Below are 13,977 nucleotides of genomic sequence, written 5' to 3'. Positions count from 1 at the left end.
AGATTTCATGCAGATTCAGGACAATGTATTCATCATCACGGGCGGCGCATCGGGTTTGGGCGCCGCCACGGCGCGCATGCTGACGGCCGCTGGCGGCAAGGTCGTGCTGGCCGATGTGCAGACGGAGGCGGGCCAGGCGCTGGCCGCTGAACTGAACGGCGTGTTCGTGCAGTGCGATGTCACGTCGGAAGAAGACGGCATGGCCGTGGTGGCAGCGGCAGGTAAGCTGGGTACCTTGCGCGGCCTGGTCAACTGCGCCGGCGTGGCGCCGGCCGTGAAGACCGTGGGCAAGGATGGCCCGCATCCGCTGGCCCTGTTCCAGAAAGTCGTCAACATCAACCTGGTGGGCACCTTCAATATGTGCCGCCTGGCGGCCGATGCCATGGCGAAACAGGATGCGACCGCTGAAGGCGAGCGCGGCATCATCATCAACACGGCGTCCGTGGCGGCCTACGATGGCCAGATCGGCCAGGCCGCGTATGCATCGTCGAAGGCGGCCGTGGTGGGCCTGACCCTGCCGATGGCGCGCGACCTGTCGCGCAACGGCATCCGCGTGATGACGGTGGCACCCGGCATTTTCGAGACGCCGATGCTGCTGGGCATGCCGGCCGAAGTGCAGGACGCGCTGGGCAAGATGGTGCCGTTTCCATCGCGCCTGGGCAAGCCCGGCGAGTATGCGCAACTGGTGAAAGCCATCGTGGAAAACGTCATGCTCAATGGCGAAACAATTAGATTGGATGGCGCGATCCGCATGCAGCCCAAATAAGCCCGGCGTGATTTGATGTAGGATACCCCCGTATGGGGCGTACAGCCTTGCTCGGCTGTGCGCCCTTTTTTTATCGGAGAATCCATGATCACATTGAAGCCGCTGGCGCTGAGCCTGACCTTGCTGGGAGCCTTGGCTGCCCATCCTTCCTTTGCCGAAGTGCCGCAAAAGGCGCCGGAAATCGCCACCGCGTATGCGGAAAAAAGTGGTTGGGCAGCGCAGAAATTCATGGTCGCCGCCGCCAATCCGCTGGCCGCCGATGCCGGCTACCAGATGCTGAAAAAAGGCGGCAGCGCCATCGACGCGGCCATCGCCACGCAGCTGGTGCTGACCCTGGTCGAACCGCAATCGTCGGGCATCGGCGGCGGCGCCTTCCTGCTGTACTCGACCGACAAGGGCGTACAAGCGTTCGACGGGCGCGAAACGGCGCCCGCCGCCGCCGACGAACACCTGTTCCAGAATGCCGACGGCAGCCCCGTCTCGCGCGCCACGGGCGTGGTGGGCGGGCGTTCCGTGGGCGCGCCGGGCGTGCTGCGCATGCTGGAACTGGCGCACAAGGAGCACGGCAAGCTGTCGTGGGCGACCCTGTTCGCCCCCGCCATCAAACTGGCGCACGGCGGCTTTCCCGTCAGCCAGCGCCTCAACGGCCTGCTGAACTGGGACCAGGCCCTGAAGCGCGACCCCGTCGCCGCCGCGTATTTCTATGACAGCGAGGGCAAGGCCTGGCCCGTCGGCCATGTGCTGAAGAACCCGGAATTGGCGCGCACCCTGCGCGAGATCTCACGTGGCGGCGCCGACGCCTTTTACCAGGGCCGCATCGCGCGCGACATCGCTGCCAAAGTGGCGTCGCACCCGACCAATCCGGGCAAGCTGACGGCGGCAGACATCGCCGGCTACCGCGCCAAGGTGCGTGAACCCGTGTGCAGCGACTACAAGGCCTGGACCGTGTGCGGCATGCCACCGCCATCGTCGGGTGGCATCGCCATTGCGCAGATGCTGGGCATGCTGGAAGTGAAGGACATTCGCCCGTATGCGCCCGTCGACGGCGTGCTCGATGTGCAGGCGATCCATTTGTTTTCGGAAGCGGGGCGCCTGGCTTACGCGGACCGCAACCGCTACGTGGCCGATACGGACTTCGTGCCGCTGCCGGGCAACGGTATCGCCTCGATGCTGGATAAAACCTACCTGGCGCAGCGCGCCTCGCTGATCGGCGACAAATCCATGGTGAAAGCCTTGCCCGGCACGCCGCCCGGCATGCAGGTGGCGTGGGGCATGGATAACGCCTTGCAGCGCCCATCGACGTCGCACCTGGTGGCGGTGGACGCCTTCGGCGGCGGCCTGTCGATGACCACCAGCGTGGAAGACGCGTTCGGCTCGCGCCAGATGGTCGACGGATTCTTGCTGAATAACCAGCTGACGGATTTCTCGTTCGATTCGCGCGATGCGGATGGCCCCATCGCCAACAGAGTCGAAGCGGGCAAGCGTCCGCGCAGCGCCATGTCGCCCACGCTGGTGTTTGAAAAGGGCACGCACAAGCTGGTGCTGGCGACGGGTTCCCCGGGGGGCTCGTCCATCATCAATTATGTCGCCAAGGTGCTGGTCGGCACCATGGACTGGGGCCTGAACGTGCAGCAGGCCATCAACCTGCCGAACTTCGGCAGCCGCAACGGCCCGACGGAGCTGGAAAAGGGCCGCGCGCCGGCCGCCCAGGTCGAGGCGCTGCAAGCGCTGGGCCACGAGGTGCGCGTCATCGAACAGAATTCCGGCCTGCAGGGCATCATGCGCCTGAATGCGCACGGCAAGGATTTCTGGTTTGGCGGCGCCGACCCACGCCGTGAAGGCATGGTCAAAGGAGATTGAAACTTTTCCACAAAGTATCAAGACCCTGCTAATCTGCCGGCATGGGAATGCAAAATAAAACAGGCTTGATACTCACGGGAGGGGGCGCCCGTGCCGCCTACCAGGTGGGCGTGCTGCAGGCAATTTCGGCGATATTGTGGGAAGCGGGCTGGGCGCCGGCGCGCAACCCGTTCGACATCATTTGCGGCACCTCGGCCGGCGCGATCAACGCCACGGCGCTGGCCTGCCGGGCCGACAACTTCGGCGAGGGTGTGCAAAAGCTGCTCGACGTGTGGCAGCATATCCAGGTCGAGCAAGTCTACCGCGCCGATTCGCTGGGCGTGATCCGTTCGGGCGCGCGCTGGCTGTCGCTGCTGTCGTTCGGCTGGCTGCTGCGCCAGTGGCATGCCTCGCCGCCCAATTCCCTGCTCGACAATACTCCGCTGGTCAGCCTGCTGCACCGCATGCTCGACCTGCCGCGTCTGGACGCGGCGCTGGCCGATGGGCTGCTGCATGCGCTGGCCGTGACGGCGTCGTCGTATTCGGGCAGCCGCCACATGACGTTTTACCAGACGGGGGCCGAGATCGCGCCGTGGGTGCGCACGCAGCGGCTGGCCTTGCAAGACCAGATCGGCGTGGAACACTTGCTCGCCTCGGCCGCCATCCCTTTTATTTTTCCCGCCGTGCCCCTGTACGTGGGCGGCCAGCGTGAATACTGCGGCGATGGGTCCATGCGCCAGCTGGCACCGATCTCGCCGGCCATCCACCTGGGGGCGAACAAGGTGCTGGTGGTGGGCGCGGGACGCATGACGGAACCGGCGCCCGCCGCTGCCGAAGCGGCGCGCTACCCCAGTCTGGCGCAGATCGCCGGGCACGCGCTGTCGTCGATCTTTCTCGATGGCCTGGCCGTCGACATCGAACGCCTGAACCGCATCAACCTGACCCTGTCGATGCTGCCGCCCGAGTTGCTGGGCAAGACGGCCTTGCGGCCGGTGGAATTGCTGGTCATCGCGCCGTCCGAGCGGCTCGACGCCATCGCCAGCCGGCATATCGGCAGTTTGCCGCGTCCCATCCGCACCATGTTGTCGGGCATCGGTGCGGCCGAAGCGCGCGGCGCGGCGCTGGCATCGTATTTATTGTTCGAATCGACGTATACTAACGAGCTGATCCGTCTTGGACAGCGCGATACGCAGGCCCGCAAGGACGATGTACTGGCGTTTTTTGGTTCTTGAGACGGCCCTTGGAGCGGCGTGCGGGTTTTTCGCGTTTTTTTTGACAGGACGATTGTGCTGGTATTTCGACGTGTTTGCGAAGTGGTATTGCTGTTGTCTTTGCTGCTGCCGGGCGGCCCGGCCTCGGCGGCGCCTGCGCCCACCCTGCGTTTCGATCAGCTCAGCGTCGACCAGGGCCTGGCGCAGGAATCGGTGCTGGCCATCGCCCAGGACCGGCAGGGCTATATGTGGTTCGGCAGCCAGTCTGGTCTGAGCCGCTACGACGGCTATCGCATGGTCGTCTACAAGAATATCGAGGGCGACAAGACCAGCCTGGCCGACAACTGGGTGGGCGAACTGCATGTCGATAGCCAGGGCCAGCTGTGGGTGGGCACCGACAATGGCCTGGACCGCTTCGACCCCGCCAGCCAGACCTTCACGCATTACGTCCCGGCCGAAAAGAGCAAGCGCGGCAACGGCAACCGTCACATCCACGCCATCCTCGACGATGGCGCGCGCGGTTTCTGGATCGCGACCTCGGACGGCTTGCAGCATTTCGACCCCGCCACGGGCGCTTTCCGCACCTGGCACCATGAAGAAGGCAACCCGCACAGCCTGGGCGACAATGAAATCAAGGCGCTGGTGCTGGACGCGCAACGGCGCCTGTGGATAGGCACCGTCACGGGCCTGGACATGCTGGCGCCGGGCAGCGACCGCTTCGAGCATTTCGCCGTCGACACGGAGCCCGGCTCAAAATATAACGTGATCCAGTCGCTGCTGGTGGACCGCCAGCAGAATCTGTGGATCGGCACCATGGCCGGCGCCGAGCGCTGGCGCCTGGGCGGCGCCGGCCAGGCACCGCAGTCGCGCCTGCGCCTGAATGAAAAACAGGGCTTTTCCGCCATTCGCGTCGCCAGCCTGTACCAGGATATCGACGCCACCGTCTGGCTGGGCAGCAATGCCGATGGCCTGTTCCGCTGGCTGCCCGAGAGCGATACCTTCCTGCAGTACCGGCACCAGACGGGCGACAAATTCAGCGTCGCCGACAACCAGCTGTCGTCGCTGTACCGCGACCGCGCGGGCACCTTCTGGGTCGGCTCCTGGTACAACGGCGTGAGCCGGGTCGACCTGGGCAGCGGCGGCTTTTCGCGCATGGCGCGTGCGCCCGGCGATGTGGGCGCGCTGGCGGACAAGAAAGTGCGCGCCGTGGCCGACGCTGGCAATGGCAAGCTGTGGCTGGCCACCAAGGGCGGCTTGAAACTGTACGACACGCGCGACGGCAGCTCGCGCCTGTTCGACCTGCGCAGCTCGCCCGGTATGTCGCGCGACGAGCAGGTCACCACCCTGTACAAGGCGCCGGACGGCGTGCTGTGGGTGGGCGGCTCGACGGGCTTGCACCGCTTCGATCCGGCACTCGGGCGTTTTTTTACCATGCGCTTTGCCGCTGGCGATCCGAACAGCGACACCATCCGCAATATCGTGAGCGACCGCAGCGGCATGCTGTGGGTCTCGACGCGGGGCGGCGTGCACCGTTTCGACCCCGCCAGCCGGGCCTTTACTACCTACCGCCACGATCCGGCCAACCCGAACAGCCTGTCCGACAACATGGTGCGGCCCGTGCTGGAAGACGGCAAGGGGCGGCTGTGGATAGGTTCTTTCCACGGTTTGGATTTGCTGGACCGCGCCAGCGGCCACTTCCGGCATTTCCGCCACGATCCGCAAAACCCGCATAGCCTCAGCCACGACGAAGTGCATTTTCTGCACGAGGACAAGCGCGGCGTGCTGTGGGTGGGCACGGCCAATGGCTTGAACCGCATGGATGTCGACGCCAAGGGCGAGATCCGCTTCCGGCGCTTCCTGCGCAAGGATGGCATGGCCGACGATGCCGTCGCCAGTATCCTGGGCGACGATAACGAGCAACTGTGGCTGAGCACGAATAGCGGCATCACGCGGCTCGACATGCGTAGCGGCCTGTTCCGCAACTACGACAGCGCCGATGGCACGGTGGAAGGCTCGTACTTCGATGGCGCGGCCCTGCGCGCGGCCGATGGGACCATGTATTTCGGCGGTTTTAACGGCATGACGGCGTTCGTGCCGCAGGATATCCACGACAACCGCGTGCCACCGCTGGTGGCCATCACGGAACTGCAGATCTTCAACAAGCCGGTGGCCATCGGCCGCGGCGAATTCGCGCACGTGCTCAGGACGGCCATCGACCATACGCGCCAGCTGGTGCTGACCAGCCGCGAAAGCGTCTTTTCGCTGGAGTTCGCGGCCCTGCATTTCGCCGCGCCCCAGCGCAATATGTTCGCCTACCGGTTAGAAGGCTTCGACCAGGACTGGGTCATGACGGATGCGGGGCGGCGCTTTGCCACCTATACCAACCTCGATGCGGGCAATTATGTGTTTCGCGTCAAGGCGGCCAACAAGGACGGCGTGTGGAACGAGAGCGGCGCCACGCTGGCCATCACGATCCTGCCGCCGTTCTGGAAAACCTGGTGGTTTCGCACCCTGATGACGGCGCTGCTGCTGGGCGCCGTGTATGGCGCTTACCGGCAGCGCGTGCGCGCGCTGCGGCGCCAGCAGAACGAGCTGGAAAAACTGGTCGGCGAACGCACGGCCGAGTTGCAGAGCAAGGAAGTCGAAGTGCTGGCCCAGTCGGAAAAGCTGGCGCAAGTCAACAGCAGCCTGACGAAAAACGAGGAAAGCCTGCGCCTGGCCAAGCGCAAGGCCGAGGATGCGACGCGCCAGAAGTCGGAATTTTTGGCCAACATGAGCCACGAGATGCGCACGCCGCTGGCCGGCGTGATCGGCATGCTGGGCTTTGCCCTGCGCGACGAGCAGCTGCACGATGCCACGCGCGAGCAGATATTGCGCGGCCAGGCCAATGCCCAGTCGCTGCTGGTGATCATCAATGACTTGCTCGATTTTTCCAAGATCGAGGCGGGCAAGCTGAGTATCGAAAATATCGACTTCGCGCTCGGTGCGGCCATCGAGGCGGTCGTCAGCCTGTTCGAGGAGCAGGCGGCCGCGCGCAGCATCGGTTTTGCCATCGATTTTGCGCCCGACCTGCCGCCCTTCGTGGTGGGCGACCCGACCCGTTTGCGCCAGGTGCTGGTCAATCTGGTCGGCAATGCCTTCAAGTTCACCCAGCGTGGCGGCGTCAGCGTCTGCGTCGAGCGGGCCGGCGTGGCCAGCGGCAGCGGCGGACGCCGTGTCAACCTGATCCGCTTTACGGTCAGCGACAGCGGCATCGGCATCGATGCGGACGCGATGGCGCGCCTGTTCCAGAAGTTCGAGCAGGCCGACGCCAGCACCACGCGGCGCTACGGCGGCACGGGGCTGGGCCTGGCGATCTGCCGCCAGCTGGTCGAACTGATGCAGGGCGAGATCGAGGTGGCCAGCACGCCGGGGCAGGGCAGCACCTTTGCCTTCACCTTGCCGCTGGCCGATGGCGTGGCGCCGCCGCTGGTGCCGCAGGTGGCGCTGGCGCCGCACAGCCACCAGTTGCGCGTGCTGTGCGCGGAAGACTTCCCCACCAACCAGATCATCATCCGCGTCATGCTCGAAGAACTGGGGCACAGGGTCGATGTGGTCGCCAACGGCGCGCTGGCGGTGGCGGCGTGCGTGCATACGCGCTATGACCTGATCCTGATGGACGGGCGCATGCCGGAGATGGACGGCGCCACGGCCACGCGTTTGATCCGCGTGGGCGGCTGGCCGGACCAGCCCGTGCGCGACCAGGAATTGATGATCGTGGCCCTGACGGCGAATGCCAGCGATGAAGACCGCAGCCGTTATCTTGGCGTTGGCATGGATGATTTCCTCAGCAAACCCGTCGACGAGGCGGCGCTGCATGCCTTGCTGGCGCGCGCCATCGAGCGCCAACTGCAGCGCGGTTTCATGTTGCCGCGCATGCCGTCGAACGTGCCGCGCGCCGCCCCGCGGGGGCAGGCCGAACTCGATGCCCTGTTCGGTATCGCGCCGGCTGCCCCCGTCGCGGCACCCTCCCAGTCCATCCGCAGCGGTGAACTGCAACGGCGCATCCGCGTCGCCTTCGTCGCCGACCTGGAGGGGCGCCTGCGCGAACTCGACGCTGCCCTGGCGGCGCAGGACAGGGACAGTGCCGGGCGTCTGCTGCACGGCTTGAAGGGCAGCGCCGCCTATCTCGACGAAACGCAGCTGCACATGCTGTGCACGGAAATGGAAGAGGCGGCGGACGGCGGGCGCTGGACCCAGGTGGCCCTGCATTTGCCGCAATTGCGCGCACTGTTGGCGCAAATAGCCGTTTCGGGCAAGGAAATGTAAAATAGGCAATGCCGGCCTTCGAGCGTGCGGCGAAACTGGGTAGAATACGGCCAGGCCCCTGACGCCGCCGGCAATGGAGAAAGCAATGAAAGTACTGGTGGTTGACGATGATGTCGTGTCGCGCATGGTATTGATGCATCTGATCGACAGCTGCGGCGTCCACGATATCGTGGAAGCCGAAGATGGCGCGGCGGCGTGGGAGCAGCTCGAAGGGGGCTTGCGGCCGTCGCTGTGCTTTTGCGATTTGCGCATGCCGCGTCTGTCCGGCATGGAGCTGCTGCAGAAAATCCGCTCCGACAGCACGCTCGACGCCATGCCGCTGGTGCTGGTATCGTCGGCGAATGATCAGGATACGGTGCGTGACGCCGTGCAGGCCGGTGCCGCGGGCTACATCGTCAAACCGTTCCAGCCGGAGCAGGTGCGCCAGCATATCGATGCCTGCTTCGACGTCTCCGCATTGCCGGCCGAGGCGCCGCGCGACACCTTGCAGCGCCTCGGTATCGACAGCGAACGCCTGCTGGCCTATCTGACGGGTTTCCAGGGGCAGGTCGGCGCCGCCAGCGAACAGGTCGACGCCTTGCTGGCGCGTGGCGAACCGGCCCAGGCGCGCCAGCAGCTGGAACGGTTGCACCTCGGTTGCCGCACCCTGGGTTTGCATGGCGCGGAGGCTGGCATGAGCGCACTACTGCAGTCGGCGGTGCTCGATGGCGGCCAGATACAGGCGGCCTTGGCCGCGTTGGCGCGCAGCGTGGCGCAGCAGGTGCGTTTGCTGCGCCAGCAGGACAGGATCGACTGAAACACCATAACAAAACCTACTGCGCGTCGCGATTTGCGGCCTCCGATGCTCACTGCCTCGGCGGCCCCGTGCTAAAGCACAGCTCCGCTTCTCAGCCACAACTCATCCCGCTCGCTACGGTTTTGTTAGGTGTATTGAATTTGCTGTTTTCTGCTTGCCGGGAAAATACTTTAGGTTTAAAGTATCTGCTTCCGGGCCATGTGCACGCGCCCGCTACCAGCCAGGATGAGCATGAGCAGCGACCCTTCGCCCAGCACCGCATCTCCCCAGGACGACTTTGCGCACGCCCACTTGCCGCCGCGCGCCCTCTGGCCGCAGCTGTGCCTGGACTTGCCCGAGCTGCAGTATCCGCCCCGTCTCAATTGCGTCGCCGTGCTGCTCGATGCGGCAGTCGCCAGCGGTGGCGGCGGGCGCACCGCCATCCTTGCCGACGGCCAGCGCTGGACTTACGCGCAGCTGGCGCGGCAGGTCGACCGCATCGCTCACGTTCTGCGCGCCGACCTGGGCCTGATTCCCGGCAACCGCGTGCTGCTGCGCGGCGCGAATACGCCGATGATGGCCGCCTGCCTGCTGGCCGTGCTGAAGGCCGGCTGCATCGCCGTGCCGACCATGCCGCTGCTGCGTGCGCGTGAACTGGCCACGATTATCATCAAGGCGGAAGTGAACGCCGTGCTGTGCGCGCAGGGCTTGCGCGGGGAACTCGATGCCGTGCCCGGCTTGCCGCCGATGTTGTGCTTTGGCGCCGACGACGCGGAACTGGAACAGCGCATGGCAGTTCACGCCACCCCGCCCATCCCTTTTCCTGCGCACGACACGGCAGCCGACGATGTCTGCCTGATCAGCTTTACCTCGGGCACGACGGGCGTGCCCAAGGGCACCATGCACATGCAGCGCGACCTGCTGGCCATCTGCGACTGTTTCCCCCGCTCCATGCTGCAGGTGCGCGCCGACGATATCTTCATCGGCACGCCGCCGCTGGCCTTCACTTTCGGCCTGGGCGGCCTGCTGCTGTTCCCCCTGCGCTTTGGCGCTTGCGCCGTGCTGCTGGAAAAACTCACGCCCGAGGGGCTGCTGCGCGCCATCGGCGCCTATCACGCCACCATCTGCTTCACGGCGCCCACCTTTTACCGCCAGATGGCGCCGCTGGTTGTACAGCACGACGTGCGCAGCCTGCGCCTGTCCGTGTCGGCCGGCGAGGCGCTGCCGCTGGCCACGCGCGACGCCTGGCAGGCGGCGACGGGCCTGGCCATGACGGACGGCATCGGCGCCACCGAGATGCTGCACATCTTCATTTCCGCCACGGGCGAGGGCATCCGCCGCGGCGCCATCGGCAAGGCCATCCCCGGCTACCAGGCATGCATCGTCGACGACGCGGGCTTAGCGCAGCCGCCCGGCGTGACGGGCCGCCTGGCCGTGAAAGGCCCCACCGGTTGCCGCTACCTGTCCGACCCGCGCCAGCGCGAGTATGTGCAGAACGGCTGGAACCTGACGGGCGACACCTTCGAGATGGATGCCGACGGCTATTTCTATTACCGCTCGCGCAGCGACGACATGATCGTCTCGGCCGGCTACAACATCGCCGGCCCGGAAGTGGAAGAGGCGCTGCTGCGCCATCCGGCCGTGGCCGAATGCGGCGTGGTCGGACGCGCCGATGCCGAGCGTGGCCAGATCGTCGAGGCGCACATCGTGCTGAAGGACGGTTTCCAGCCCAGCGACCTGCTGGCGGCCGAATTGCAGGACTTCGTGCGCCAGCAGATCGCTCCGTATAAATACCCGCGCGCCATCCGCTTCCTGCCTTCCCTGCCGCGCACGGAAACGGGCAAGTTGCAGCGCTTCAAACTTCGCACGGACACCCCATGAACATCGTCTGCATCGGCGGCGGCCCCGCCGGCCTGTATTTCAGCCTGCTCATGAAAAAGCAGAACCCGGAGCACCGCATCACCGTCATCGAGCGTAACCGCCCGTACGACACGTTTGGCTGGGGCGTGGTGTTTTCCGACCAGACCCTGGGCAACCTGGCCAACGCGGACGAGCCGACCGCGCGCGCCATCCTGCAGGCATTCAACCACTGGGACGATATCGAGATCCATTTCAAGGGCGAGACCGTGCGCTCTGGCGGCCATGGCTTTTGCGGCATCGGCCGCAAGCGCTTGCTCAATATCCTGCAGGCGCGCTGCGAGGAACTTGGCGTGCAACTGGTGTTCGAGACGGAAGTGCAGGACGACCAGGCCATCGCGCGCCAGTACGGCGCCGACCTGGTGATCGCCAGCGACGGCTTGAACAGCCGCATTCGCACGCGCTATGCGGCCAGCTACCAGCCCGAGATCGATCAGCGCCATTGCCGCTTCGTCTGGCTGGGCACGCGCAAGAAATTCGAGGCCTTCACGTTTGCCTTCCGCCAGACGCCACACGGCTGGTTCCAGGCGCATATCTATCAATATGACGGCGAGACGTCGACCTTCATCGTCGAAACGCCCGAACACGTGTGGCGCGCGACGGGGCTCGATAGCATGAGCCAGGAAGAGGGCATCGCCTTTTGCGAAGCGCTGTTCGCCCAGGAACTCGACGGCCACGGTTTGCTGAGCAATTCGCCGCACTTGCGCGGTTCGGCGCAGTGGATCACCTTCCCGCGCATCGTCTGCCGGCAATGGGTGCACCACCATGACGGCGTGCCCGTCGTGCTGATGGGCGACGCTGCCCACACGGCGCATTATTCCATTGGCTCCGGCACCAAGCTGGCGCTGGAAGACGCCATCGAGCTGGCGCGCTGCTTCGGCCAGCATGCCGACGCCGCTGCTGGTACGGATGCCGCGCTGGCCGCCTACCAGCAGCTGCGCGCCATCGAGGTGCTGAAAATCCAGAGCGCGGCGCGCAATTCCATGGAGTGGTTTGAAAACGTCGAGCGCTACAGCGCCATGGAAGCGCCGCAGTTCGCCTATTCCATGCTCACGCGCAGTCAGCGCATTTCGCACGAAAACCTGCGCCTGCGCGATCCTGCGTACGTGGCCGATTACGAACGCTGGCTGGCGCGGCGCGCGGGCGAACAGGCCGGCGTGGAAATGCGGGACGAGGCTTTGCCGCCCATGCTGACGCCCTTCCGCTTGCGCGGCGTGCTGCTGAAAAACCGCATCGCCGTCTCGCCGATGGCGCAGTACAGCGCCGTCGATGGCGTGGCGGGTGACTACCACCTGATGCACCTGGGCGCGCGCGCCATGGGCGGCGCGGGACTCGTGTTTGCCGAGATGACGTGCGTGTCGGCCGATGCGCGCATCACGCCCGCCTGCCCCGGCATGTACAGCGAAGCGCATACGCAGGCGTGGCGGCGCATCGTCAATTTCGTGCATGCGAACAGCGATGCGAAGATCGCCCTGCAACTGGGCCACGCGGGGGCGAAAGGCTCGACGCGGCCCATGTGGGATGGCATCGATCTGCCCTTGAAGGAAGATAACTGGCCGCTGCTGGCGGCCTCGGAACAGCAATACCTGGCCGGCGTGTCGCAGGTGGCGCGCGCGGCCACGGAAAGCGACCTGGCGCGCATCGAGCAGGACTTCGTGCGCGCCACCCTGGCGGCCGCCGTCGCCGGTTTCGACTGGCTGGAACTGCATTGCGCGCACGGCTATCTGCTGTCGAGTTTTATCTCGCCGCTGACCAACCGCCGCACGGACGAGCATGGCGGCAGCCTGGAAAACCGCTGCCGTTATCCGCTGCGCGTGTTTCGCGCCATGCGCGCGGCCTGGCCGCAAGATAAACCGATGAGCGTGCGCATCTCGGCCCACGACTGGGTCGAAGGCGGCATCACCCCCGACGACGCCGTCGTCATCGCGCGTTTGTTCAAGCAGGCGGGCGCCGACCTGATCGACTGTTCCTCGGGCCAGGTCAGCAAGCTCGAACAACCCGTGTACGGACGCATGTTCCAGGCGCCGTTCGCCGACCGCGTGCGCAACGAGGCGGGCATCGCCAGCATGGCCGTCGGCTCGATCTTCGAGGCCGACCACGCCAACAGCATCATCGCCGCCGGGCGCGCCGACCTGTGCGCCGTGGGCCGGCCGCACCTGGCCAACCCGGCCTGGACCCTGACGGAAATGGCGCGCATCGGCTACAGCGGCGCCGGTGCAGGCGCAACCTGGCCGAAACAGTACCGTCCTGGCCAGCAGCAGCTGGAACGCAATCTGCAGCGCGAGCGCCAGCTGGCCGCCGCCAACACGGGCCTCACCCCGCAACAGGTGGCCGCGCGGCTGCTGGAAGGATGACATGAGCAAGCAAGCATTGATGGACACGCTGTCAGAAAAACACGCGCTGGTGACGGGTGCCGGCAGCGGCATCGGCCTGGCCTGCGCGGGCGCCTTGCTTGACGCGGGCGCCAGGGTCACGCTGGCCGGGCGCGACGGCGCGCGGCTGGCGCGTGCGCGCATGCAGCTGGAAGAGGCGGGCCACGCGGGCAGGGTGGCCATCTGCGTGCTCGACGTGAGCGTGGAAGCGTCCGTGCAGGCGGGCTTCGCGCAGGCGGGGGCGCATTTCGGCCGCATCGATATATTGATCAATAACGCGGGCCAGGCGCACGCGGCGCCATTCGGCAAGACGGATGCCGCCATCTGGCAGCAGATGCTGGCCGTGAACCTGACGGGCGTGTTCCACTGCTGCCAGGCGGCCATGCCGGCCATGCTGGAAGCGGGCTGGGGACGCATCGTCAACGTGGCGTCGACGGCGGGCTTGAAAGGCTACCGCTATGTCAGCGCCTATGTCGCCGCCAAGCATGGCGTGATCGGCCTGACGCGCGCGCTGGCGCTGGAAGTGGCGCCGCGCGGCGTCACCGTCAACGCCGTCTGCCCCGGTTACACGGAAACGGAGATGGTGGTGCAGGCCGTGCAGAATATCGTGCGCAAGACGGGGCGCGGCGAAGACGCGGCGCGCGCGGAACTGGCGGCTGGCAATCCGCAGCAGCGGCTGGTGCAGCCGCACGAAGTGGCCGATGCGGTGGCCTGGCTCTGCCTGCCCGCGTCGTCCGCCATGAATGGACAATCGATCGCCGTCGCCGGCGGCGAAGTCATGTAACTGAA

8 protein-coding genes are annotated in these 13,977 nt (G+C 66.0%); all 8 read left to right on the top strand.

Going from position 1 to position 13,977, the window contains the following annotated elements; translation table 11 throughout:
• The first annotated feature begins 7 nt into the window (after nucleotides 1-7).
• The 8 genes from O0882_RS17475 (at nucleotide 8) to O0882_RS17440 (ending at nucleotide 13,972) form a co-directional block, all read left to right on the top strand.
• Nucleotides 8-766 carry a 3-hydroxyacyl-CoA dehydrogenase gene (locus O0882_RS17475; RefSeq protein ID WP_071078915.1) on the top strand — a complete coding sequence of 253 codons (759 nt, stop codon included), beginning with the start codon at nucleotides 8-10 and terminating at the stop codon, nucleotides 764-766.
• Between the two features lie 84 nt (nucleotides 767-850).
• Nucleotides 851-2,626: a gamma-glutamyltransferase gene (ggt, locus tag O0882_RS17470; RefSeq protein WP_289950015.1), complete on the top strand. Its 1,776-nt coding sequence runs from the start codon at nucleotides 851-853 to the stop codon at nucleotides 2,624-2,626.
• Nucleotides 2,627-2,667: 41 nt separating this feature from the next.
• Complete coding sequence (locus O0882_RS17465; RefSeq protein WP_289950013.1) at nucleotides 2,668-3,837, top strand: patatin-like phospholipase family protein; 1,170 nt, start codon at nucleotides 2,668-2,670, stop codon at nucleotides 3,835-3,837.
• A gap of 87 nt (nucleotides 3,838-3,924) precedes the next feature.
• A complete protein-coding gene (locus tag O0882_RS17460) occupies nucleotides 3,925-8,124 on the top strand; it encodes a two-component regulator propeller domain-containing protein (RefSeq protein ID WP_289950009.1) in 4,200 nt (1,399 codons plus the stop codon).
• 85 nt (nucleotides 8,125-8,209) lie between these two features.
• Complete coding sequence (locus tag O0882_RS17455; RefSeq protein WP_289950008.1) at nucleotides 8,210-8,920, top strand: response regulator; 711 nt, start codon at nucleotides 8,210-8,212, stop codon at nucleotides 8,918-8,920.
• 231 nt (nucleotides 8,921-9,151) lie between these two features.
• Nucleotides 9,152-10,780: an AMP-binding protein gene (locus O0882_RS17450; RefSeq protein ID WP_289950006.1), complete on the top strand. Its 1,629-nt coding sequence runs from the start codon at nucleotides 9,152-9,154 to the stop codon at nucleotides 10,778-10,780.
• The gene (locus O0882_RS17445) at nucleotides 10,777-13,170 is read left to right on the top strand and encodes a bifunctional salicylyl-CoA 5-hydroxylase/oxidoreductase (RefSeq protein WP_289950004.1); all 2,394 of its coding nucleotides are present in this window, start codon (nucleotides 10,777-10,779) and stop codon (nucleotides 13,168-13,170) included. The genes O0882_RS17450 and O0882_RS17445 overlap by 4 nt, the downstream gene beginning before the upstream one ends.
• Nucleotide 13,171: 1 nt before the next feature.
• Nucleotides 13,172-13,972, top strand: a complete 801-nt coding sequence (locus O0882_RS17440; protein WP_289950002.1) for an SDR family NAD(P)-dependent oxidoreductase — start codon at nucleotides 13,172-13,174, stop codon at nucleotides 13,970-13,972.
• The last annotated feature ends 5 nt before the right edge of the window (nucleotides 13,973-13,977 follow it).

The organism is Janthinobacterium sp. SUN073 (genome assembly GCF_030397665.1).
Lineage (GTDB): Bacteria > Pseudomonadota > Gammaproteobacteria > Burkholderiales > Burkholderiaceae_D > Janthinobacterium.
Note: the sequence above shows the minus strand (reverse complement) of the source record. Positions and strands in the feature narration are given on the sequence as shown.